General features: G+C 63.4%; 20 protein-coding genes. 9 read left to right on the top strand and 11 right to left on the bottom strand.

The features are described 5' to 3' along the window. Position 1: 1 nt before the first annotated feature. Complete coding sequence (locus tag WDX12_RS31150) at positions 2-2,173, top strand: vWA domain-containing protein (RefSeq protein ID WP_434723200.1); 2,172 nt, start codon at positions 2-4, stop codon at positions 2,171-2,173. 149 nt (positions 2,174-2,322) lie between these two features. Further along, the gene (locus WDX12_RS31145; RefSeq protein WP_434723199.1) at positions 2,323-2,595 is read left to right on the top strand and encodes a hypothetical protein; all 273 of its coding nucleotides are present in this window, start codon (positions 2,323-2,325) and stop codon (positions 2,593-2,595) included. 9 nt (positions 2,596-2,604) lie between these two features. Here WDX12_RS31145 and bmt read toward each other — a convergent pair whose 3' ends face one another. From bmt to WDX12_RS31130, 3 genes are all read right to left on the bottom strand, one after another. Next, a complete protein-coding gene (gene bmt / locus WDX12_RS31140) occupies positions 2,605-3,621 on the bottom strand; it encodes a betaine--homocysteine S-methyltransferase (protein WP_434723198.1) in 1,017 nt (338 codons plus the stop codon). An 83-nt stretch (positions 3,622-3,704) separates the two neighbouring features. Then, entirely contained in the window at positions 3,705-4,307 is a 603-nt protein-coding gene (locus WDX12_RS31135) for a DUF1989 domain-containing protein (protein ID WP_434723197.1), read from the bottom strand. A gap of 70 nt (positions 4,308-4,377) precedes the next feature. Next, the gene (locus WDX12_RS31130; RefSeq protein WP_320295328.1) at positions 4,378-5,235 is read right to left on the bottom strand and encodes a helix-turn-helix domain-containing protein; all 858 of its coding nucleotides are present in this window, start codon (positions 5,233-5,235) and stop codon (positions 4,378-4,380) included. Between the two features lie 228 nt (positions 5,236-5,463). Here WDX12_RS31130 and WDX12_RS31125 point away from each other — a divergent pair, with 228 nt between their 5' ends. Both WDX12_RS31125 and WDX12_RS31120 read left to right on the top strand, forming a co-directional pair. Next, positions 5,464-6,489 (top strand): fatty acid desaturase, encoded by a 1,026-nt coding sequence (locus WDX12_RS31125; RefSeq protein ID WP_434723196.1) that lies wholly within the window; start codon positions 5,464-5,466, stop codon positions 6,487-6,489. 76 nt (positions 6,490-6,565) lie between these two features. Continuing rightward, the gene (locus WDX12_RS31120) at positions 6,566-7,402 is read left to right on the top strand and encodes a phosphate/phosphite/phosphonate ABC transporter substrate-binding protein (RefSeq protein WP_434723195.1); all 837 of its coding nucleotides are present in this window, start codon (positions 6,566-6,568) and stop codon (positions 7,400-7,402) included. Here the strand turns inward: WDX12_RS31120 and WDX12_RS31115 are convergent. The 3 genes from WDX12_RS31115 to WDX12_RS31105 all read right to left on the bottom strand — a co-directional run bounded on the left by WDX12_RS31115 (position 7,370) and on the right by WDX12_RS31105 (position 12,968). Then, on the bottom strand, positions 7,370-8,722 hold the full coding sequence (locus WDX12_RS31115; protein WP_434725735.1) for a M24 family metallopeptidase: 1,353 nt from the start codon (positions 8,720-8,722) through the stop codon (positions 7,370-7,372). The two genes, WDX12_RS31120 and WDX12_RS31115, sit on opposite strands and share 33 nt — an antisense overlap. 9 nt (positions 8,723-8,731) lie before the next feature. Beyond that, positions 8,732-11,314: a GcvT family protein gene (locus WDX12_RS31110; protein ID WP_434723194.1), complete on the bottom strand. Its 2,583-nt coding sequence runs from the start codon at positions 11,312-11,314 to the stop codon at positions 8,732-8,734. 76 nt (positions 11,315-11,390) lie between these two features. After that, positions 11,391-12,968: a trimethylamine methyltransferase family protein gene (locus tag WDX12_RS31105; protein WP_434723193.1), complete on the bottom strand. Its 1,578-nt coding sequence runs from the start codon at positions 12,966-12,968 to the stop codon at positions 11,391-11,393. Between the two features lie 215 nt (positions 12,969-13,183). Here WDX12_RS31105 and WDX12_RS31100 point away from each other — a divergent pair, with 215 nt between their 5' ends. Genes WDX12_RS31100 through WDX12_RS31090 form a run of 3 tightly spaced genes read left to right on the top strand, consistent with a single transcriptional unit; the run spans position 13,184 to position 16,840 of the window. Further along, on the top strand, positions 13,184-15,253 hold the full coding sequence (locus WDX12_RS31100; protein WP_434723192.1) for a prolyl oligopeptidase family serine peptidase: 2,070 nt from the start codon (positions 13,184-13,186) through the stop codon (positions 15,251-15,253). Between the two features lie 32 nt (positions 15,254-15,285). After that, positions 15,286-15,408 (top strand): hypothetical protein, encoded by a 123-nt coding sequence (locus WDX12_RS31095; RefSeq protein WP_040969798.1) that lies wholly within the window; start codon positions 15,286-15,288, stop codon positions 15,406-15,408. A 52-nt stretch (positions 15,409-15,460) separates the two neighbouring features. Next, positions 15,461-16,840, top strand: a complete 1,380-nt coding sequence (locus WDX12_RS31090; RefSeq protein WP_434723191.1) for an aspartate aminotransferase family protein — start codon at positions 15,461-15,463, stop codon at positions 16,838-16,840. Between the two features lie 348 nt (positions 16,841-17,188). On the opposite strand, the gene mmsB is transcribed toward WDX12_RS31090, so the two are convergent. The 3 genes from mmsB to WDX12_RS31075 form a co-directional block, all read right to left on the bottom strand. Then, entirely contained in the window at positions 17,189-18,073 is an 885-nt protein-coding gene (mmsB, locus tag WDX12_RS31085) for a 3-hydroxyisobutyrate dehydrogenase (RefSeq protein WP_434723190.1), read from the bottom strand. Positions 18,074-18,158: 85 nt separating this feature from the next. Further along, entirely contained in the window at positions 18,159-18,527 is a 369-nt protein-coding gene (locus WDX12_RS31080) for a four helix bundle protein (protein WP_320295339.1), read from the bottom strand. Between the two features lie 41 nt (positions 18,528-18,568). Beyond that, positions 18,569-19,738, bottom strand: coding sequence for an isobutyryl-CoA dehydrogenase (locus WDX12_RS31075; RefSeq protein ID WP_320295340.1), 1,170 nt, complete (start codon positions 19,736-19,738; stop codon positions 18,569-18,571). Between the two features lie 139 nt (positions 19,739-19,877). On the opposite strand from WDX12_RS31075, the gene WDX12_RS31070 reads away from it, so the two are divergent. Both WDX12_RS31070 and WDX12_RS31065 read left to right on the top strand, forming a co-directional pair. After that, entirely contained in the window at positions 19,878-20,495 is a 618-nt protein-coding gene (locus WDX12_RS31070; protein WP_434723189.1) for a dimethylsulfonioproprionate lyase family protein, read from the top strand. Next, positions 20,495-21,970, top strand: coding sequence for a cobyric acid synthase (locus WDX12_RS31065; protein ID WP_434723188.1), 1,476 nt, complete (start codon positions 20,495-20,497; stop codon positions 21,968-21,970). Before WDX12_RS31070 ends, WDX12_RS31065 begins: the two co-directional genes overlap by 1 nt. Positions 21,971-22,340: 370 nt before the next feature. Here the strand turns inward: WDX12_RS31065 and WDX12_RS31060 are convergent, their stop codons facing one another. Together WDX12_RS31060 and WDX12_RS31055 are read right to left on the bottom strand one after the other, a co-directional pair. Then, on the bottom strand, positions 22,341-22,760 hold the full coding sequence (locus tag WDX12_RS31060) for a VOC family protein (protein WP_434723187.1): 420 nt from the start codon (positions 22,758-22,760) through the stop codon (positions 22,341-22,343). An 84-nt stretch (positions 22,761-22,844) separates the two neighbouring features. Next, complete coding sequence (locus WDX12_RS31055; protein WP_434723186.1) at positions 22,845-23,678, bottom strand: helix-turn-helix domain-containing protein; 834 nt, start codon at positions 23,676-23,678, stop codon at positions 22,845-22,847. Positions 23,679-23,691: the final 13 nt, after the last annotated feature.

Genomic DNA, 23,691 nt, shown 5'->3' with positions numbered 1-23,691 from the left:
CATGGTCGACGACAACGAACTCGTAAGGCTGCGCGACATCGCTATACCGGCGCCTGACGGCGAGGCGAAGGCGCGCGCGCTGGCCGCCGCGATGCAGGCCTTCGACATGGACGAAAAAATTTCGCCGGTCCCCCAAGGAATGCCCGCAGGCCTTCGTCTCACGGAGCGAGCAAGAAAGCTCTGGAGAGACATCATGCAACGGAAACTCATTGCCACGCCGGCCATCACCGCGCTGGTCGCGCTGCCTATCGCCGGCTATGCCGCTTTCGAGATGCTGAAGGAACAGCCGCCTGTCATTACCGGCAACGGCAAGATCACCGAGACGCTGGCCGACAAGCCGGTGGCGCAGAAGTCCGCGCCAAACCAGCCGGCCATCAACGAGCCGCTCGCGGCTGCGCCCGCCAAGGAGAAGAAAACCGACGCCGACAATGAAAGGCGCGTCGAGGATGAAGCGCAGGTCGCGCCGGCGTCGCCGCCGAAAACTGAATTGAGTCGATCCGACGACCAGACGAGGCAGCAATACGGGACGCTGAAGGACTATGCCAAGCAGGCTCCCGAGGCATTGCCTGCGCCGCCGCCTGCACCTGCGGAGGTTGATCAACTGGCCGCAGGCGGGCGCGCGAATGCCCAGGCGCCGGCAACAGCCATGCAGTCTGCCGAGATCCCTGCTGGTGCCGTCGCCGATTCCAAGCTGATGGTGCAGCCCGCGCCCATGCCGGCCGACCAGATGCAGCCGCAGGAGGAAAATCGCGACCGCATCGAGACCTTCAAGACCAATCCTGTGCATGAAACCGCACAGGATCCGGTCTCGACCTTTTCGATCGACGTCGACACCGCCTCCTATTCCTTCGTGCGGCGCTCGCTGAAGGAAGGCACTCTGCCCGATCCCGGCACGGTCCGTGTCGAGGAGATGATCAACTACTTCCCCTATGACTGGAAGGGTCCGGAATCGGCTTCAACGCCGTTCAACTCGACCGTCACCGTCATGCCGACGCCGTGGAACGATCGCACCAAGCTGATGCATGTGGCGATCAAGGGTTTCGACGTGAAGCCGGCCGAGCAGCCCAAGGCCAATCTGGTCTTCCTGATCGACGTCTCGGGCTCGATGGACGAGCCGGACAAGCTGCCCCTGCTCAAATCCGCCTTCCGCTTGCTGGTGAGCAAGCTGAAGCCCGACGACACTGTCTCGATCGTCACCTATGCGGGCAATGCCGGCACGGTACTGATGCCGACGAAGGCGGCGGAAAAGCAGAAGATCCTTGCAGCCATCGACAATCTGGAACCCGGCGGCTCGACGGCCGGCGAGGAAGGCATCCGCGAAGCCTACAAGCTTGCACAGCAATCCTTCGTCAAGGACGGCGTCAACCGCGTGATGCTGGCCACCGACGGCGACTTCAATGTCGGCCAGATCGATGACGAGGATCTCAAGCGGCTGATCGAGCAGGAGCGCAAGACCGGCGTCTTTCTGTCGGTGTTCGGCTTCGGCCACGACAATCTGAACGACCAGATGATGCAGACCATCGCGCAGAATGGCAACGGCACGGCGGCTTACATCGACACACTTGCCGAGGCCCAAAAGGTGCTGGTCGACGATGCGTCCTCGACGCTGTTCACCATTGCCAAGGACGTCAAGATCCAGGTCGAATTCAACCCGGCCAAGGTCTCGGAATACCGTCTTGTCGGCTATGAGACCCGCGCCTTGAAGCGCGAGGATTTCAACAATGACCGCATCGATGCCGGCGATATCGGTTCGGGACATTCGGTGACGGCGGTCTATGAGATCACGCCGAAAGGCAGCGGCGGCGAGCAGGTCGATCCGCTGCGCTACGGCCAGGCCAAGGTCGACAATGGTGGCGTCGCCAATGCGGACGAATATGCCTTCGTCAAGATCCGCTACAAGCTGCCGAACGAGGATGTCTCGAAGCTCATCACCACGCCGGTGACGGCGGCCAACGAGGTCAAGTCCTTCGACGAGGCCGGCGTCGACCAGCGCTTCTCGGTTGCGGTCGCCGCCTTCGGGCAGAAGCTGCGCGACGAGGATCAGACCGCCAATTTCGGCTATGACCGGATCGCGGAGATCGCCAACGCCGCGCGCGGCGCCGATCCGTTCGGCTATCGAGCCGAATTCCTGTCGCTGGTGCGACTGGCCTCGTCGTTGGACGGCAACAAGTAGAGAGCCGAAAGGCAGAGACCGAATGATGAAGGCCGGTGCGACAAAACTCCGCCGGCCTTTTTTGCGATCGTTAAATTGCGCGGCTTTTCCGGAACCTCGTCGCAACGGGCTTCTGTTAGTCCGTGCTGATAAGGTTTGAGGGATCAGCAGTGCATATCACGACAATCGGCAACGCGAACGCGACGGCGGCCAATGCGCCGCTGCGGGGACCATCCGCGCCTTCAGCGGAATCCGCGCGCATCAGGAGCGATGTCGATGCGGCCCGCGATACGGCGCTTTCGGCGCTGAACAACGACCGTTTTCGCGTGATGCTAGAACAGATCACAGACCCCGGTGCATCGGGCGTCCTGATGACGATGGGCGCCGAGAACGTCGTCGATTTCAATACGGCGTTGTCGCGCTACGACGAAAACAGCAAATAATCGGGCCCGTCAGGCGCGGCTGCGCCGGCGTTCGCGGCGGCCTTCGCCTGCGTCACCGGCACTTGCCGTCTTGTTGCGCATCGGGCCGATGCGCTCGACGATCGTCTCGACGGTCGGGCGCGTCGACTTGGTGTGCGCGTCGAGCGCCTTGCGCATGGCGGCGAGGTGGGCGAACGAGGTGCCGCAGCAGCCGCCGACAATTTTTGCGCCGGCATCGACCGCCAGCCGCACATAATCGGACATCAGCTCCGGCGTGCCGGAATAGTGGATCTCCGCGCCGCGGAATTCCGGAATGCCGCAATTGCCCTTGACGATCACGGTCGCCTCCGGCTTCGCCTCGGTCATGTCGAGCAGCGAAGCGAGGATATCGGAAGCGCCGACGCCGCAATTGGCGCCGACACCGAGCGGGGCCTGCGAGAGGCCGTCGGCGACGGCGTGGATATCCTTCGGCAGCAGGCCCATCATGGTGCGGCCGGCCGTGTCGAAGGAACCGGTATAGGTATAGGGCAGGCCGACGCGGATGGCGGCTTCAGCCGCGGCGCGGATCTCGTCGGGCGCCGACATCGTCTCGATCCAGGCGACTTCGGCGCCGCCGGCCTTGAGACCCTCGATCTGCTCGACAAAAGCATTTACGGCATCGTCGTAAGTCAGGGCGCCGAGCGGCACCAGCAGCTCGCCGGTCGGGCCGACGGAGCCGGCGACGACGACCTTGCGGCTGGCCTTGTCGGCAACGGAGCGGGCAATCTCGGCGGCGCGTTTGTTCAGCTCGTGCACGCGATCCTGCGCATGATGCAGCTTGAGCCGGTGGCGGGTGCCGCCGAAAGAATTGGTCAGGATGATATCGGCGCCGGCATCGACGAAGTTCTGATGCAGGTTGGCGATCGTCTCGGGCGAAATCTCATTAAGCAGCTCGGGCGCCTCGCCGGCCTCGAGACCCATCGCGAACAGATTGGTGCCGGTGGCGCCGTCGGCCAGGAGCACGCCCTTTTCAGCAAGCAGTGCGTCAATCGGGTTGGTCGCGGTCATGACTTTGGCTTTCGTATCTCGAATTCAAATAACGATATAAAGAAGTCTTTATGTCCAGTCAACGAGTTTGCGGCCAGGAAGCCTTACGCGGCCGGTGTGATCTCGACCTCGATCTCGGTGCAGGCATCGCCGTTGGTCGGGTGGTGATCGACCGAGCAGGCGGTGACGACAAGCAGGAGGTCCTGTTCGGCGCGCAGCGTGACGTAGCCGCCGGGCGGATTGATCGAGGCCTCGACCACCAAAGTCCCGTCGGGCTGCGGCATGGAGTTCTGGAAGAGATCGACCGGGTCGGGCGCGAAGGGGAGTTCGATGCCTTCCGCGCCGAGCGCCTTCATCAGATTGTCGCGGCAGTTCGGATGGTTGGGCAGGCCGGCGCGTTCGTAAAGCGCGCTGTCGCAGGCCGGGTAGAGCATATCGTGCGGGCCGGGCGAGGCGTCCTCGATCAGCGTCAGCATGATCTTGCCGGCGGCGCTGTAGAAATGGTCGCCGGGTTTCGGGAACAGCCGCTCGGTGATGTCGCGGGTCTGCGACGTGCTCAACCAGTCGAGCCGTCCCTCGGTCGAGAAGGCCCAGAGGTCCGAGACCTGCTGGCCCTTGGGATCGACGATGCGGATCAGATCGCCGCGCCTGACGCGCACGGACCGGCCCGACTGAGGAGGAACGACGAGGTGACGCGGTTCTTGCATGGGTTTCCCTGAAACGACGATCGGCGGCCAGGACGTTGGCCGACCATCAAGATGATATCGAAGCCAGCGATCAGACAGAGCCTGATGGGAACGACATTGCGGCCAGCCTTTGCGCAAAACTCGCGGCCTCGTGCGCGTTGATGTCGGCGGCGCGGATCAGATTGTCGAAATGGCTGGTGAGCGTGCGGACCGGTTGGGTGGCGTTCAACACCAGGTACATGTCGCCGACATAGATCGCGGCGCGATAGGGGCCGAAGATCGTATAGGGGATCGAATAGCGCATGCGGCCGTCATAGAGGAACAGCCGGAAAGTCGGGTAAAGGTCGTCGAGCAGCGCCGCCATGTGCAGCAACTGCTTGCGGCGCTCCGCTTCCGGAAAGCGATCCCAGACGCCGAGGCCACGCGCGAAGATCTCCAGCGTGTGGCGCGGCATGCAGACCTCCATGTCGGTCTCCGGCCGCCTTGTGTAGTCGATGCGGTATTGCGTCTCGCCGGCTTGCGCCTCGCGGCTCTTGTTGGTGATACCTGCCTCGTATTCCACCAGTGCCTCGGTGCGCAGAAGGTCAGGAATGCCGGCGGGCACATAGCGGATCTTCGTGCCTGCGGCCTCTGCATGCCATTTGGCCAAAAGCGTGCGGTCGAAACCATCGGGCGCCTCCTCGATCTCGAGGCTTTCTCTTATTTCGCCGGTGACGCCTTCGTCCTGCGAGAGGCCCAGCAGCCAGTCGAGCGACACCTTGAACTCGGCGGCGATGTTGAGAAGCGTCTCGGCGCGGGGCAGGCGGGTAGAGGCGCCGGAGAGCAGTTGCGACAGCGCCGAACGATCGATGCCGACCGCCGTCGCGAAGGCCGACTGGTTCAAGTCGGATCGTGTCAAGAGCAATTTCAGGCGCTCCCGAAAGGTCGTCGACAGATCACGCTTGTCCACCACGCTGCTCCTGCTTCGGAGAGGAAAAATTTGCGCCAGAGCCGTTCTGAACGTGGCTCAGGTGGAAATGAATCCCCACATTTGTTTACAATGTATAACATATGCGGCCAGAAATGCGCATTCGCAACAGTTTGTGCGCATTGTCGCGTTGATGTAACGGCAGGCTCCTGACACAATGTTGTCAGGAATCGAGTTGGTTCCGGCGACTGGAGGGCAGTGGTCGATAGCATGGCGAGCATGAATAAGAGACGTAGCAGCACGAGACGAAGCGATAATCCGGCGGTCGAATGGCCGACAGCCATCCTCACACTCTTCTGCTACGGCGCGTGGCTCGCGACCGGCTTCCTGCTCTGGCCATCCCATCCGCTTTTGGCGCTTGCCGTCCTGCCCTTTATCCTGGCTCTGCAATCCTCGATCATGCACGAGGTGCTGCACGGTCATCCGACCCGCAACGCCAGGTTCAATGAAGCCTTCGTCTTCCTGCCCATAGGCATGGTCTGGCCGTTCCGCCGCTTCAAGACGATCCACCTTCGCCATCATGCCGACGAGCGCCTGACCGATCCGCTCGACGATCCGGAGAGCTATTACCAGGCGCTCTGGATGCATGAAGACCTGCCGCGGACCATGAAGTTTCTGCTCAAGATCAACAACACCATGGTCGGCCGCTTCATCCTCGGTCCATGGTTGTCCTCGGTCGGTTTCTTCATCGACGATGCCAAGCAGATCCTTGCCGGCGAAAAGGCGATCCGCAAGGCCTGGCTGTTGCATGCCATCGGTCTCGCCATTGTGGTGCCGATCGTCACGTTTGGTTTCGGCATCCCGCTGTGGCTCTACATCCTGGTGCCGGTGTGGCTCGGCCAGTCGCTGATCTCGATCCGCACCTATGCCGAGCACCAGTGGTCGGAGCATCCGGAAGGGCGCACGGTGATCGTCGAGCGTTCGCCGCTTTCCTTCCTGTTCCTGAACAACAATCTGCATTTCGTTCATCACAAGAGCCCGACCATTGCCTGGTATAGGTTGCCGAAGCTGTTTCGCGAGCGCCGCGAAGAGTGGCTGCGGATGAACAACGGTTACGCCTATCCGAACTATTTCGCGATGATGAAAGCCCACGCCTTCAAGGCCAAGGAGCCGATCGTCCACCCGGTTCTGCGGCGCACGCCGGAACCCGGACGCGCCTTCAAGCCGCGAGTCAGGGCACGCAACGTCAATGGACTGGGCACCGCGCCAGTTCCGGCGGAGCCGCCGAAAGAGTAATCTCGACTTTCCGCGACGCTTTTTCCGCGGCGGAACGCAGGCGCCGAAGATCGCCTGTCTTTGAAAGCCATTCGACATGAGCAAGTTTGTTGCGGCCCTGCCGATGTATGACTGGCCCGAGATGCGTGGCGAAGTCGACTTACAATGGGCGCGGCTCCGCGACGCCTTCCGGCAAAGGGGCATCGATGCGCCGGATGCGGTTGTGCGCAGCAATCGCGAACTGCCGGCGGTGCCAGGCGGGATCCTCGACGACGACGGCAAGCCGATCGCGCCCGACCCCGCGACGCTGCCCCCGGACGAGCTCGATTTTCACCAACTCTGGCTGAGCCCGGCGCTGCTCTTCGGACAAACCTGCTGGGGGCCGATGGAATTTGGCCTGGCTCAGCATGTGCAGGTGATCGCTCAGCCAAGTTACGACGCTTATGAAGGCGGGCAGGGGGAGCTTTATTCCAGCGCCTTGGTGATGGCTGCGGACGGCGGACCGTCAGTCGTCGCGCCGGGGGATGGCAAGGCTGTCATCCCGCTCGATCTCATTCGCGGCAAGCGCTTCACCTTCAACAATCCGGACTCGATGTCCGGGCTGATCGGGCTGACGCGCGACCTGGAGGCCATGGGCGAGAGCCTGGACATCTTCGCCTCGCGCAGCGAAAGCGGCGGCCACCGGTCATCGATCGTGGCGGTCGCGGAAGGCAGGGCCGATATCGCCGCCATCGATTGCGAAAGCTGGGCGCTGGCGCAGCGTTTCGAGCCGGCGGCGAAAGGCGTGAAGGTGGTCGGCTGGACGGCACGGCGCAAGGGCCTGCCCTACATCACCGCCAGAGCGACGCCGGAAAAGATCATTACCGCGATGCGCGATGCCGTCGCTTCTATCGAAAGCGGATCAGAGCAGCCGCTCGTCCAGCTTGTAGGCTGAAAGCTTCTCGTTGCCGCTCTCGGTGATCAGGATCTGCTCCTCGATCTTGACGCCTTCGCGTCCGCCAAGCCTGCCGATATAGCTTTCGACGCAAAGCACCATGCCGGGTTCGAGCACGCCGTCAGGCGTGTCGACGGTCCAGTCGCCGGCATGCGGCAGCGTCGGATATTCGTCCGCGAGGCCGACCCCGTGATAAAGCACGCCGTAGCGTGTCGGATAGCAGTCGTCCGGCGGCACCGCCGAACGTTCGATGAGATCGCGAAAGGAAATGCCCGGCCGCATCAGGTCCGTGTTCTGGGCGATCTGGCCGGCGGCGATGCGGAACAGGTCGCGCTGCTCGTTCGACGGTTGCCTGTCGCCGCAGAGCCATGTGCGCGAAAGGTCGGCGCAGAAGCCATAAGGACCGATGAGGTCGGTGTCGAAGGCGACAAGGTCGCCATTCTCGACGATGCGCGCAGAGCATTCCTGGAACCAGGGATTGGTGCGTGGTCCGGAGGACAAAAGGCGCGTCTCGATCCACTCGCCGCCGCGCGCGATGTTGCCGCGATGCAGCTCCGCCCACAATTCGTTCTCCGAGATGCCGGGCTTCAGCGCCGCTTCCATCTCGCCCATCGCCGCCTCGCAGGCGACGATGGCGCGGCGCATGGCGAGGATCTCGTCCGGCGATTTGATGAGGCGCGCATTCTCCATCACCGCCTCGCCGTTGCCTATCGCGATGCCGCGGCGGGCGAGTTCCTCCACGCCTTCGGGATTGATGTGGTCGACGGCGATGCGGCGGTTGCCGCCGCCATGCTCGGCAACGAGTTCGGCGATGCCGGCACCCCAGCGCCGGACCTTCTGCTCGGTGAGTTCTCCGCTGTAGAGATACATCCACGATACGGCTGGGCGCACCTCGTCGACGACGCCCGAATGGTCGGACAGGTGCTCGCAGGAGAAATAGTCGAACAGCACCACCGGTCCTTCGGTAGCGACGAAACAATGGCGTGTGGGGTTGTGCGCGACCCAGAGCTGCATGTTGGTCGAGTCGGTCGCGTAACGGATGTTGACCGGGTCGTAGAGCAGGGCGCCGGCATAATCGCGGCGCTTCAGCTCGGCGCGGATGCGCTCCAGCCGGTATCTGCGCATGGCGGGCAGGTCGGGCGCGGCGATACCCGCCGCCGCCCATTCGGCCTCGGCCACCGCGCCATAGCCCAGCACATGCTGGTTGAGCGAGGCCGCCTTCTCGCGTGAGGCCTCGCGCAGCGCTTCGACCGAGCCGGGTTCGAAGGGCATGATCTTGCGGTGGCGACCGAAGCCTCCCTTTGCCGCCGCGCTGTCCATAGCCAAACCTCAGGTCCGCATTTTCTCGCCGCTCGGGTCGAAAGGCGGCTCGACATTGATGCGGGCCGGGCGGCGATGGCCAAGGATCTCTATCTCGAACAGGCCGGCGCTTTCGTCCTCGGCAAGGGCCGCGGGGACATAGCCCTGGGCCATCGACTTCTGGACATAATGCGCGTAGCCGCCCGACGTGACCCAACCGACGACGCGCCATTCGCCATCGACGATGCCGCGCACGGCGGAAGCGCCTTCGGCGGCCTTCGACCCGCGGACTTCCTTGCCCGTCTCATCGAAGCGCGGCGCGCCGTAGCCATGCGGCTTTTCCACCGTGCCGTAATCCTTGCCGACCTTGGCCCAGATCGGCTCGTCGCCCATCACGTCGGCATCGATGGCGTCGACAATGAAGGAGACGCGGCGCAGCTTCGGACCCTCGGCATGCTCCTTGGCCGAGGCCTCGCGGCCGATGAAGTCGTTCTTCTCGAGCTTGATGAAGCGGTCCATCGAGCCTTCGAACGGTCCGTAGATCGGACGCAGTTCGCGGAACCAGGTGGGGAAGTTCTTTTCCAGACGCATCGACAGCAGCGCGCGCATGCCGAAGTCGACCAGGCCGAATTCCGCCCCGGCATCCTTGATCGCCTTGTAGACCAGGCGCTGATAGGCCGGCGCCATCCAGATCTCGTAACCGAGGTCGCCGGTATAGGTGATACGGTTGACCATGCAGGGCGCGCCACCGACCGCCATCTCGCGGAAATCCATGAAGCGGAAGGCCTTGGTCGAGACGCCGACATCGACCAGTTTCTGCAACAGATCGCGCGATTTCGGTCCTGCAATGGAAAGACCGACCAGCGTCTGGTCGAAGCGGTGGATGCGCACCGAACCGTCCTTCGGCAGGTGCTTCTCGAACCAGCGCATATGGTATTTCTGCGCGGCCGACGAGCCCCAGATCATGAAGCGGTCTTCTCCATTCCTTGGGCCGGCCTTGGCGATGGTGAAGTCGCCGATCAGCTTGCCGAACTCGTTGACCATCGGGGTCAGCACGATGCGGCCAACCTTCGGCATGCGGTTGGTCATCAGCCGGTTGAGGAAATCCTCCGCGCCCGGGCCCGAGACCTCGTATTTGGCGAAGTTGGCGATCTCGGTGACGCCGACCTTGTCGCGCGTGGCGCGCACTTCCTCGCCGATCGGGCCGAAGTCGTTGGAGCGGTGGAAGGAGACGATGTCCGTGGGCTCCGTGCCCTTCGGCGCGAACCAGAGCGGGGTCTCGAGGCCCCATGAATCGCCCATGACGGCATTGTTGGCGAGCATGGTGTCGTAGAGCGGTGTCGTCTGCGCCGGACGGGCGGCCGGAAGCTCTTCGTTCGGGAAGCGGATCGAGAAGCGGCGCGAATAGTTCTCGCGCACCTTGGCGTTGGTGTAGCGAAGGCTCGCCCATTCGCCGAAGCGGGCGACGTCCATGCCCCAGACGTCGAAGCCCGGATCGCCGTGCACCATCCAGTTGGAGAGCGCGAGGCCGACGCCGCCGCCCTGGCTGAAGCCGGCCATGACGGCGCAGGCGCACCAGAAATTGGTCAGGCCCTGCACCGGGCCGACCAGCGGATTGCCGTCGAGCGCGAAGGTGAAGGGGCCGTTGATGATCTGCTTGATGCCGGCCTTCTCGATGCCGGGGAAATGCTTGAAGCCGATTTCCAGCGACGGCGCGATGCGGTCGATGTCGGGTGGCAAGAGCTCATGGCCGAAATCCCACGGCGTGTTGACCGGCGACCACGGCTTGCAGGCCTTCTCATAGGTGCCGAGCAGGATGCCGTTGCGCTCCTGGCGGGTGTAGATCTCGCCCTTGAAATCGAGCACGCCGATCATCTCGCGGCCGGTCGACTTGTTGAATTCCTCGACCTCAGGCATCGGCTCGGTGAGCAGGTACATATGCTCCATGGCCAGCACCGGCAGTTCGACGCCGACCATGCGGCCGATCTCGCGCGCCCACAGGCCGCCGCAATTGACGACATGCTCGGCATGGACCGTGCCTTGCTCAGTGACGACGTTCCAGGTGCCGTCCGGCTGCTGGGTCAGGTCGACGACGCGGTTGCGCAGCACGATCTCGGCGCCGAGTTTCTTCGCCGCCTTGGAATAGGCGATGGTGGTGCCGGACGGATCGAGATGGCCCTCGACCGGATCCCACATGGCGCCGACGAAGTTCTTCTCATCCATCAGCGGGAACATGGCCTTGGCTTCCGAGGGCGTGATCAGCTCGGTGTCCATGCCGAGATAACGGCCCTTGGCATGCGCCAGCCGCAGGAAGTCCATGCGCTCCGGCGTGTCGGCCATCATGACGCCGCCGGTCAGATGCAGCGAGCAGGACTGGCCGGAAATCTCCTCGATCTCCTTGTAGAGCTGGACCGTATAGGCCTGCAGCTTGGCGACGTTCGGGTCGCCGTTCAGCGTGTGGAAGCCGCCCGCCGCATGCCAGGAGGAGCCGGAGGTGAGCTCCGAGCGCTCGATCAGCATGATGTCGGTCCAGCCGGCCTTGGCGAGGTGATAGAGCACCGAACAGCCGACGACGCCGCCGCCGATGACAACCGCTTTTACATGAGATTTCATACAGATAGGTCCGTCTTGTGCAATGTGGAATCAGAAATGAAGACGAGCGGTGGGCAGTTGCCCAGCCGAACGCGGATCAGAAATCCGTCGGCGCGCCGCCTTCGGCGCGGCGCTTCTCGACGAAATCGTTGAGTTCCTCGCGGATAGCCGGATCCATATACGGCTCCTCGTAGGAGGCAAGGCGCTCTTTCCACACCTTGTTGGTGCGCTCGAGCGCCGTTGGCGAGCCAGCCTCGGCCCAGGTCTCGAAGTTGCGCCAGTCGGACACGATCGGCGAATAGAAGGCGGTCTTGTAACGCTCCTGCGTGTGCTGGGTGCCGAAGAAATGGCCGCCCGGGCCGACCGACTGGATAGCGTCGAAGCCGAGCGCGTTCTCGGAGAGGTCGAGCGGGGTGAGGAACTCGGCCACCATCTGCAAAAGATCGATGTCGAGGATGGTCTTTTCGTAGGAGCAGCGCAGGCCGCCTTCCAGCCAGCCGGCGCCATGCATCATCAGGTTGCCGCCGCCCTGGATCGCACCCCACAGCGAGAACACGCTTTCATAGGCGGCCTGCGCGTCGACCGTGTTGGCGGCGCAGGTGTTGGAGGTGCGGTAGGGGATGTTGTAGCGGCGGGCAAGTTGGCCGCCGACGAGCTGCGCCTTCATGTATTCGGGCGTGCCGAAGGCCGGCGCGCCAGATTTCATGTCGACATTGGAGGTGAAGCCGCCATAGCCGACCGGCGCGCCCTTCTTCACCATCTGCGCGAAGGCGATGCCCGAGAGCGCCTCGGCGTTCTGCTGCACCAGCGCGCCGGCGACGGTGACGGGCGCCATGGCGCCGGAGAGCGTGAACGGCGTGACGATCACGACCTGGCCCATGCTCGCCATCTGGATGATGCCTTCCATCATCGGCACGTCGAGCTTGAGCGGCGAATTGGTGTTGATGATGGTGAAGACCGACGGCTCCTGCATCAGCTGCTCGCGGCTGATGCCGCGCGCGATGCGGGTGATCTCGATGCCGTCGACGTTGCGCTCCTTACCGAGCGAATAGATGTGGAAGACCTTGTCGGTCAGCATGGCGAGATCGCGGATGCACTCGAGATGCCGAACGGAGGGATGGATGTCGATCGGCTCGACCGGGTAACCGCCGGTGCAATGCAGGATGTTGTGCATCTGCGCCAGGCGCAGGAAATTGCGGTAGTCCGCCTGGTTGCCTGGCCTGCGGCCGCGATCGAGGTCGGAGCAGTTGGGCGCCGAGGCCATCATCGACAGGATGACGTTGTTGCCGCCGAAACGCAGATTGTGCGCGGGGTTGCGGGCGTGCAGCGTGAATTCCGACGGGCAGTGCGAGACAAGCTCGAGGATCATGTCGCTGTCGAAGCGCACGCGCTCCGAGCCTTCGCGCACGTCCGCGCCATGCGCCTTCATGATGCGGCGGGCTTCCTCATGCAGAACGTCGACGCCGATCTCCTTCAACACGCGCAGCGAGGCCAGGTGGATCGATTCCAGCTCGTCGTCGGAAACGAGCTTTGTTGGCGTCAGCGGGTTCTTCAACTGCCGGAAGGCGGGCTGCTCGAAAGCGGCCGAGCCGCCGGCGCGTTTTCCCGCGCGGCCGCCACGGCGGGCGCGATCGGTTGCCAGTGCCGGCTCGGCGGGATGAAGGGCGGCAGTCATGAGAAGCCTCGTGAGGATGCGAAATTGGCGGCATAATGAACTGGCCGCAATGCCGCCGGTAAGGAGGCGGCGACCACTAGGGCGAGGGAAGCGACATGACGGAGCGGGAGCGGACTGGCCCTATCCGCCAACCGGCATCGCGCGATGCCGCTCTTGAATGTTCGTGCGGCGAAGGCGATGTAGGGCGGGCCGCGAGATGACACCCGGAGACCCGCATGACCAGCGCAATGACCAAAACCCAGCCCGAATTGGCGGACGAGGATCCCTTCATTTGGCTGGAAGACCGTGACGGCGAACGATCGCTGGACTGGGTTCATCGCCAGAATGCGCTGACGGTCGCCGAACTGCAGGGCGATCCTTCCTATCAGGCCACCTTCGAAACCGCGCTCGACCTGATGACGGCCGAGGACAATATCCCGGTCGGGGCCGCACTTGCCGGTTACGTCTATAATTTCTGGCAGGACAAGACCAATGCGCTGGGCCTGTGGCGGCGCACGCCCGTCGCTTCCTACAAGACCGAGAAGCCGGAATGGGAAACGATCATCGATTTCGATCAGCTTTCGGCGAAGGAAGGCATCAAATGGGTGTTCGGTGGCGCCAGCCGGCTCTATCCCGATTTCGACCGTTGCCTGCTCTACATGTCGCCCGATGGCGGCGACGCCAACGAGATGCGTGAATTCGACATCGCGACGAAATCCTTTGTCGACGGCGGTTTTTCCGCGCGCGCCTCCAAGTCGGGCTTTTCCTGGCTGGACAAGGATACCGTCATCGTCTCCGCCGCTTTCGAGGAGAGCGACAAGACGCAATCCGGCTATCCGCGCGTCATAAAACTCTGGCGGCGCGGCACGAAGCTCGAGGACGCCACGCCGATCTTCGAAGGCGAGAAGCAGCATCTCGCGGTCGGCGGCGGCGTGGAGTATGACGACGACAAGCAGCATGTGCTGCTCGGCAAGACACTTGATTTCTTCACCTCGCACAGTTTCCTGCGCCTGGCCTCGGGCGAGAACCGGCGCATTCCGCTGCCCGACGATGCTACCGACACGGCGATCTTCAAGGACCAGCTCATTTTCGGCGTGCGCAGCCCGTGGACGGCGCCCGACGGCACGCGCTGCTTGCCGGACGGGCTCTATTCGGTCGATTTCGACCGCTGGATCGAGAGCGGCGCGTTCGGGCCGTTCGAAACCGTGCTCGAGCCGGCGCACCGTGTCTCGATCGCTGGCCTCGCCAGGACGCAGGATCGGCTGTTCATCAATCTGATGGACAATGTGCGCGGCAAGGTCATCGCCTGCGACCGCACCGCAAATGGCTGGTCGCTCAAACCGGTCGCGCTGCCCGACAACGGCAATGTCGGCATCAGCCATGTCGAGCATTTCGGCTCCAGCGTCTCCTTCTCTTTCACCGATTTCCTGACGCCGAGCTCGATCATCTGGTCGGACGACGATGGCGAGACGCTTCAAACCGTGAAGTCGCAGCCGGCCCGCTTCGATGCCTCGCCCTATGTTTCGGAGCAGTTCGAAGCCCGCTCGAAGGACGGCACGATGATCCCGTATTTCGTAGTGCGGCGCCGCGACCAGAAAGGGCCGGTGCCGGCGCTGCTCTATGGCTATGGCGGCTTCGAAGTGCCGCTCTTGCCCGGTTATGCCGGCATTCGCGGCAAGCTCTGGCTGGACAAGGGCAACGCCTATGTCCAGGCCAATATCCGCGGCGGCGGCGAATTCGGTCCGGCCTGGCACCAGGCGGCGCTCAAGGGCAAGCGCCAGAACGCCTTCGACGATTTCGCGGCGGTGGCCGAGGATGTGGTCAGGCGCGGCATCACCACGGCGGCGCAGCTCGGCATCCAGGGTGGCTCGAATGGCGGCCTGCTCACCGGCACCTCGCTGACGCAGCGGCCGGAACTGTTCGGCGCCGTCATCATCGACGTGCCGCTGCTCGACATGCTGCGCTACACCGAACTGCCGCCCGGCGCCTCGTGGATCGCCGAATATGGCGACCCGTCGAAGCCGGAAGAGGCGGCCTGGCTCGGTGCCTATTCGCCCTATCAGCATGTGGCGGCCGATGTCGCCTATCCGCCGGTGCTGCTGATGACCTCGACCGCCGACGACCGCGTCCATCCCGGGCATGCCCGCAAGATGGCGGCGCGGCTGCAGGAGGCAGGTCACGGCCGGACGCTGTTCTTCGAGGAGACCGAAGGCGGCCATGGCGGGCGCGGCGATCGCCGGCCGCAAGCGGCGCAGACGGCGATGCGCTATATGTTCCTCAAGCGGGCGCTAACCGGAACGGCTTGAATTCCAGGCCCCAGGCGGCATAAGCTGTTGCCATGATACGCTTCAGCACATCAGGCGCCTTCGGGGTCGCGGTGACGCCGTCACCGCGGACGCTGCGCGCCGAGCTGTTGCGGCTGTGCGCCCGCATCGGCTATTCGCCGCCCCGTTTCCTCTGACGAATCCGCCCCCGGCTCCCGCCGGATTGATTCAAGAGGAAAGATCAAATCCATGACCTATCAGAATTATTCGCTGAAGCAGCTTCAGCAGATCGACGCTGCGCATCACCTTCATCCCTTCACCGACCACAAGGAACTGCGAGAAACGGGTTCCCGTATCATCACAAGCGCCAAAGGGCCGTTCATCTACGAGGCCGATGGCACCGAAATCCTCGACGGCATGGCGGGCCTCTGGTGCGTCAATGTCGGCTATGGCCGCGACGAGCTGGCGGAGGCCGCCTACACACAGATGAAGGAGCTGCCTTACTATAACTCCTTCTTCAAATGCTCGACGCCGACGCCGGTGCTGTTGTCGAAGAAGCTTGCGGAGTTGGCGCCCAAGCATGTCAGCCAGGTCTTCTACGGCTCGTCAGGCTCGGAAGCCAACGACACGGCACTGCGGCTTGTCCGTCACTATTGGGCGCTCGAAGGCAAGCCCGAGAAGAACCGCATCATCTCGCGCAAGTCGGCCTATCACGGCTCGACCATCGCCGGCACGTCGCTCGGCGGCATGGAGCCGATGCACAAGCAGCTGGGCGGCGCGGTGCCCAACATCGTCCATGTGATGATGCCCTACGCCTATGAGCTGGCGCTGCCTGGCGAAAGCGACCATGATTTCGGCATCCGCGCGGCGAAGGCGGTCGAGGACGCGATCCTCGAAGCCGGCGCCGACAAGGTCGCCGCCTTCATCGGCGAGCCGGTGATGGGCGCCGGCGGGGTGAAGATCCCCCCGATGAGCTACTGGCCGGAAGTCGAGCGCATCTGCCGCAAATACGATGTGCTGTTGATGCTGGACGAGGTCATCACCGGCTATGGCCGCACCGGCGAGTGGTTCGCGGCGCAGACTTTTGGGATCGAGCCCGACACGATCACCACCGCCAAAGCCCTGACCTCGGGCTACCAGCCGCTGTCGGCGCTGCTGGTCGGCGACCGCGTCGCGAGCACGCTGGTCGAGAAGGGCGGCGAGTTCTACCACGGCTATACCTATTCCGGTCATCCTGTGGCCTGCGCGGTCGCGCTCAAGAACCTCGAGATCATCGAGAAGGAAGGGCTGGTCGAGCGGGTCAAGAACGACACCGGCCCCTATTTCGCGCAGGCGCTGCAGGAACGCATCGCCGGGCACAGGCTGGTCGGCGAAGTGCGTTCGATCGGCCTGATGGGCGCGATCGAGATCGTCAAGGACAAGGCGACCAAGGAACGCTATTTGCCGTCGGGAAGTGCCGCGGTCGTGGTGCGCGACCATGCGATCGCGAACGGCATGATGCTGCGGGCCACCGGCGACACGATGATCCTGTCGCCGCCGCTGATCTGGACGCGCGACACGATCGACATGGCCTGCGAGCGCATCGCCAAGGCGCTCGATCTCGCGGATGCCGATTTGCGGAAGCGCTGACAAGGCGAAACGCAACCGGTCGTCATTCCAGGGCGCAGCAGGAGCGAAGCTCCGTCGCGAAGACCCTGGAATGACGAAATTAGTGACGCCCTCAAAACGCAAAAACCGCGTCCCGACGGGAACGCGGCTCTGCCAGATACGCATGGCGTTTCGCGACGACAATACTTGCGAAACTTACGGGCTCCGGTACGCGAGACCTGATCCGGAGCGCCGGGCAGACGCGATGTCCGCCTCGCAATCCGTTTTAAAGGCACATCGTTACCGGTGAGTTAGCGAGACCTTAAGCAAATCTAAATTTGCCGGCTTCTGACCAGAAAATATCGAAAATAACGATTTAAAAGCAATAGCTTATGCTGAATTTCCACGCAGGAAATTAATAATGCCGGAAAAATCGGCGCCGGCATGGCCTTGCGCGTTGAACAGGGCATAGAGCTGCGCGGCTTCGGCGCCGAGCGGGGTCACGGCGCCCGCGCTTTGTGCTGCTTCCTGCGACAATTTCAGGTCTTTCAGCATCAGCGCGGCGGCAAAGCCCGGCTTGTAGTCGCGGTTGGCCGGCGAGGCCGGCACCGGGCCGGGCACCGGGCAATAGGTGGTCAGCGACCAGCATTGGCCCGACGAGGTGGAGGCGACGTCGAACAGCGCCTGATGCGACAGGCCGAGCTTTTCGGCGAGCACAAAGGCTTCGGCGACGCCGATCATCGAGATGCCGAGAATCATGTTGTTGCAGATCTTGGCTGCCTGGCCCGCACCGTCGCCGCCGCAATGAACGACGCGCCCGGCCATCGGCTTCAGGATCGGTTCGGCGGCGGCGAAGGCCTCATCGGAGCCGCCGGCCATGAAAGTGAGGGTGCCGGCCGTGGCGCCGCCGGTGCCGCCGGAGACCGGGGCGTCGATGGAGGGCAGGCCATGCTTCGCGGCAATCGCATGCGCCTTGCGCGCCGATTCGACATCGATGGTCGAGGAATCAATGAACAGCGCGCCTTTCTTTGCCTTGGGCGCGATGTCCTCGTAAACCGACAGCACATGCTTGCCGGCTGGCAGCATGGTGATGACGACATCGGCGTCTTTAACGGCGGCGACAGCGTTCGCCATGACGGTAATGCCATGCTCCTTGGCGGTCGCGAGGTTCTCCGGAACGAGATCGAAGCCCAGCACAGCATGGCCTGCCTTCACCAAATTGGCGGCCATTGGATTGCCCATGTTGCCGAGGCCGATGAAGGCGATGGTTGTCATAGTGATGCTCCGTAATTTCAGTAGGCAGTAGGCAGTAGGCAGTAGGCAGTAGGCAGTAGGCAGTAGGCAGTAGGCAGTAGGGGGTTTATTCAGGTGCGAGCTTGATAATAAGCTGGCGAAGCATTTTTCCGATGGCTTCTGTGGCTGACAGCATGTGATGAACCTCATCACGAGTGGCCAGGCCGATGCGTTCTGCGATCTGGAGGTGCGTCTCGACCTCCTTCAGAGAGCCCTGTGCTATTCTGAGAAACTGCTGATAAGAGCCGGTGTTGTCTCGGCCGTAACCCTCCGCAATGTTTGCGGGGATAGATGTGGCCGAGCGGCGAATTTGGCTGGTCAACCCATACAATTCTTCTTTTGGCCATGCCTTGGTCAATGAGTAGGTAGCGACAGCCAAATCCATGGCTTGCTGCCAGACGATCAAATCCTTGTACGAGTTGATCTTGCCGGACATCTTTCCCTACTGCCTACTGCCTACTGCCTACTGCCTACTGCCTACTGCCTACCAATCATCGCCCGCGCAATGATGACGCGCATGATCTCGTTGGTGCCTTCGAGGATCTGATGGACGCGGAGATCCCGCACCAGCTTCTCGATGCCGTAATCGTGCAGATAGCCGTAGCCGCCATGCAGCTGCAGCGCCTGGTTGGCGATGTCGAAGCCGATATCGGTGACGAAGCGCTTGGCCATCGCAGACCATTTGCCGGCATCCGGCGCCTTGCGGTCGAGCTTGGAAGCGGCTGCGTAGAGGAAGATGCGGGCCGCCTGCAGTTCCGTCTCCATGTCGGCCAGCCTGAACTGCAGCGCCTGGAACTGGTTGATCTTGGAGCCGAAGGCCTTGCGCTCACCCGTATAGGCAAGCGCCTTGTCGAGCGCCGACTGCGCCCCGCCCAGCGAACAGGCGGCGATGTTGAGCCGGCCGCCGTCGAGCCCGGCCATGGCGATGCCGAAGCCGGCGCCTTCGGTGGCGAGCAGGTTCTCGGCCGGCACCTTGCAATCCTCGAAGATGACCTGGCGGGTCGACTGCATGTGCCAGCCCATCTTGTGCTCGTTGGCGCCGAAGGAGAGACCGGGTGCATCCTTGGGCACGACGAAGGTCGAAATGCCTTTCGGGCCGTCGCCGCCGGTGCGCGCCATCACGACATAGAGGTCGCTGTCGCCGGCTCCGGAGATGAACTGCTTGGCGCCGTTGAGCACGTAGTCGCCGCCGCTCTTCACCGCGCGCGTCTTCAGCGCAGCCGCATCCGAGCCCGAGCCAGGCTCGGTCAGGCAATAGCTCGCCAGCCATTCCATCGAGGTCAGTTTCGGCAGGAAGCGCTGGCGCTGCTCTTCGCTGCCGAAGCGGTCGATCATCGAGGCCGCCATGTTGTGGATGGAAATGAAGGAGGAGAAGGCCGGGTCGGCGTGGGCGAGCGCCTCGAAAATCAGCACCGCATCGAGCCGTCCAAGCGCCGAGCCGCCGACGTCGTCGCGCACATAGATGCCGCCAAGGCCAAGCGGCCCGGTCTCGCGGATCACGTCGGCGGGGAAGTGCTTTGCCTTGTCCCAGTCGAGCGCATTGGGCGCGACGCGGTCCGCCGCGAAGGCCTGGGCCATCTCCTGGATGGCGCGCTGTTCCTCGTTGAGTTCGAATTGGCCAGTGCCCGCATCGACTGCCGCGTCCATGGCGTGCTCCCTGTCGTTTCAGGCCTTCTGGCCTGTCGTTTTTGGCTTTGCGCGCCGTTCAATCTAGACCAATGATGCCGCCGCGCAACCCGGGCCGTTGAGAACCGGCTGTGCACGGAATGACTAACGGAGCTCTTGCGTGCCGACAATTTTCGAAGAGTTGCTGGATCGATTCCGCGGCTATCTCGCCGGCGTCGACAGCAACCGGGTCGCGGACGAGATCGCGCGCATCGGCTGGGACATGCCGGTCCGTGCGCTCGAACCGCGCGCGCTTGGCTGCCTTGGCCATCTCGATCGCATCGCCGAGCTTGCACCGGCCGACGCCAAGCCGCTGGCGCATTTCGTTGCCGACCATCGGGGCGCGTTGCGCTGGGGACAGACCTATACAGCGGCCGATTTCGGGCAAACCTTCATCGACAATTACGGTTGGCTGGAAGTGTTCGGCACGCGCGGGCATTTCGTCAATGACGCGGTCGCCGCCGGATTGCTGGTCCTCGGGCCGGACATCGTCTATCCCGACCATCACCACATCGCCGAGGAAATCTACATCCCACTGACCGGCGGCACGGAATGGCGCATGGGCGAGGGCGATTTCCATGTCCGCGAGGCCGGCGAGGTCATTCACCACGCCTCCAATGTCAGCCACGCCATGCGCACCGGCAAGGAGCCGCTGATGGCGCTCTATCTCTGGCGCGGCGGGCCACTGGCGCAGAAATCGACGATCGGCTCGTTGAACGACTTGAGGGGCAGGGGCTGATGGCCAAGGCGATCATGCTGCAGGGCACCGGCTCCGATGTCGGCAAGACGGTGCTGGTCGCGGGGCTTTGCCGCGCCGCGAGAAATCGTGGGCTGAAGGTCAGGCCGTTCAAGCCGCAGAACATGTCGAACAACGCGGCCGTCGCCGACATCCCCGACGACAACAGGGCCGGCGAGGGTGAGATCGGCCGCGGGCAATGGCTGCAGGCGCTGGCCTGCGGCGTGCGGCCGACCGTCCATATGAACCCGGTGCTGCTCAAGCCGCAGAGCGATATCGGCTCGCAAGTGGTGGTGCAGGGCAAGGTCTATGGCGAGGCGCGGGCGCGCGACTACCAGGCGATGAAGGCCGGACTGATGGACGCGGTGCTCGATTCCTGGGACAAGGTCGGCGAGGGCGCCGACCTCGTCATCGTCGAGGGCGCCGGCTCGCCGGCCGAGATCAATCTCAGGAGCCGCGACATCGCCAATATGGGTTTTGCGACGCGCGCCAATGTGCCGGTGATCCTGGTCGGCGACATCGATCGCGGCGGCGTCATCGCTTCCGTGGCCGGCACGCATCTCATCCTGCCGGAGGAAGACCGGCGCATGATCGCCGGCTATCTCATCAACAAGTTCCGCGGCGACGTCTCCTTGTTCGACGACGGGATAGGCGCGATCGAAAAATTCACCGGCTGGCGCTGCTTCGGCGTCGTGCCGTGGCTGAAGGCGGCCGGCCGGCTGCCTTCGGAGGATTCCGTCGTGCTAGAGCGCCTCGCATCCGGCGGGAAACGGGCGCTGAAGGTGGCGGTGCCGATGCTGGCGCGCATTGCCAATTTCGACGATCTCGATCCGCTCAAGGCAGAGCCGCAGGTCGAGGTTGTGTTCGTGCCGCCCGGCAAGAAGCTGCCGGAAGATGCCGGGCTGGTGGTCATCCCCGGTTCGAAATCGACCATCGGCGATCTCATCAAATTCCGCGAGAACGGTTGGGATCGCGACCTTCTTGCGCACCGCAAGCGCGGCGGGCATGTCGTCGGCATCTGCGGCGGCTACCAGATGCTTGGCCGCATCGTGCGCGATCCCGATGGCATCGAAGGCAGCGTCACCGAGGCCGAGGGTCTCGGCCTGCTCGACATCGAAACGGTGATGGAGCCGGAAAAGACCGTGCGCAATTCAAGCGCGCATTCGCTGCAATTCGGCCTGCCGCTCGAGGGCTACGAGATACATCTCGGCCGCACCACCGGCCCGGACACGGCGCGGCCGTCGGCGATCCTCAACGGCGTCGAGGACGGCGCCGTTTCCGCCGACGGCAAGGTGATCGGCACCTATCTGCACGGGCTGTTTGCCGCCGACGCTTTTCGCGCCGCCTACCTTGAGAGCCTTGGCGTCAGGGGAGGCGGCATCGATTATCGTGCGGACGTCGAGAAGGCGCTGGACGAGGTCGCGGCCGAGCTGGAGAAGCATCTCGACTGCGATGCGATTTTCGGATTGGCGCGATAGGCCTCTCACCAACGTCTGAGATTGGCGAAAACGCTCATCGGATCGTCATTCTATGGCGAAGCAAGGAGCGAAGCGACGCGCGCAGACCATAGAATCATTCCGTGACGTTAAAGCGCGTCGCGATCTTTCAGATTCGCTCCATGCGCTTTAGGTTTTTGATTTTACGCATGTCTTTATCCCGAAACCGGTTCCCACTTTCGGGAGACATGCTTTAAGGCGCAGCAACGGTGCAGAATTTTGCTCCGCTGCGTCCCTCGGCGAAAGTAACGGCATGGATCCTCGGGTCTGCGCGCGTCGCTTCGCTCCTTGCTTCGCCCGTGGATGACGAAGTTGAGACGCTGTCGCCAATCCCCAACGTCGGCGAGACGTCCTACGCCTTCTCTCCCGCCTTCGGCCAATAGGTGCCGAAGGACCAGACATTGCCTTCCGGGTCGAGGCAGATGAACTCGCGGCTGCCATAGTCGCGGTCGACCAGTTCCTGGATGATCCTGGCACCGGCCGTCTTCGCCTTGGCGTAGGCGGCATCGGCGTCATCGACGGCGATGTAGATCGACTTGCCGCCGCCCCCGCCTGGATCACCGACCATCTTGCCGTAATCGTCGTCGCGCGCGCTGCCCAACATGATCATCGAGGAACCGAAGGTCAGCTCGGCGTGGTGGATTGTGTCGCCTTCGCCGTAGCGGGCGCGCAGTTCGAAGCCGAAGGCCTCGCTTAGCCAGTCGATCATCTTGGCGGCGTTCCTGTAACGCAGGGCCGGATAGAGACGGGGTGCTTCGTTTGCTGTCGGCATGACAATCTCCCTGTGCCGGTTGATAAATGCCAGTCTGTGCGAAGGCAGTTTCCCCGTCTTGAAGAAATGTTACCGCGCCGGCGCCTACATCGACGCTGCGAGCGCCGTCGGCGTTTCGCCGGCAAGCTGGCGAAATTCGCGCACCAGATGCGCCTGATCGGCGTAGCCGCAGTCGGCGGCGATGCCGGCCCAGTCATCGTCCTGCTGCTTCGACAGCGAAAGCGCGCGATTGAAGCGCACGATGCGTGACAAGGTCTTCGGGCCGATGCCGATCGCGTCGGTGAATTTGGCCGCCAGATGCTTGCGGCTCCAGCCGACCTCGCCGGCTAGCGTCGAAATTCGGGTGCGGCCGCCCGACTCTATGACCGTCCTGTAGGCCCAGGCGATTTCGGGCGAAAGCCCATTCGCTTCGGCAAGACGCCCAGCGATGAAATCCTCGGCAATGTCGAAGCGCGCGTCCCAACCCGACGCCTCGCCGAGTTGTTCGCGCAGAGCGACGCCGTCAAAACCCAGCGCGTCGTCCAACCCGATCATGCGGTCCCGCAACTCGCTCATCGGCAGGCCGAAGAATTGCCTGGCGCCAAGCGGCGTGAAATTGACCTGGACGCAGCAGGCGCCGCCGAAGGATTCGATCATGACTGGACCGGCATAGAGGCCGGCGGCGAAGCTGGCGTAACGATCGTTGTCGCCCGGTGTGTGGCCGAGTCCGATGGCGAAGGCTTCGGCAAAGCTGATCACCAGCGGCACGGTCAGCGAGGCGTATTCGACGATGCGGAAATGGCCAGAGCAAGTCTCCCGATAGCCGCAGATGTCCGTGACGATGCCTGCAAGCGACGCGGCGGGCTTGCGCCGGACCATCTCGAAATGGAGGGCGGGAGAGCGATTATCCTGTCGATGGCGCGCTGGCTCGTCGGACATTGGCGCAAGCCTA

The organism is Mesorhizobium sp. RIZ17 (assembly GCF_051127865.1).
GTDB classification, from domain to species: Bacteria; Pseudomonadota; Alphaproteobacteria; order Rhizobiales; family Rhizobiaceae; genus Mesorhizobium; species Mesorhizobium humile.
The sequence above is the reverse complement of the archived record's forward strand: the minus strand, read 5'-3'. Positions and strand labels throughout refer to the sequence as shown.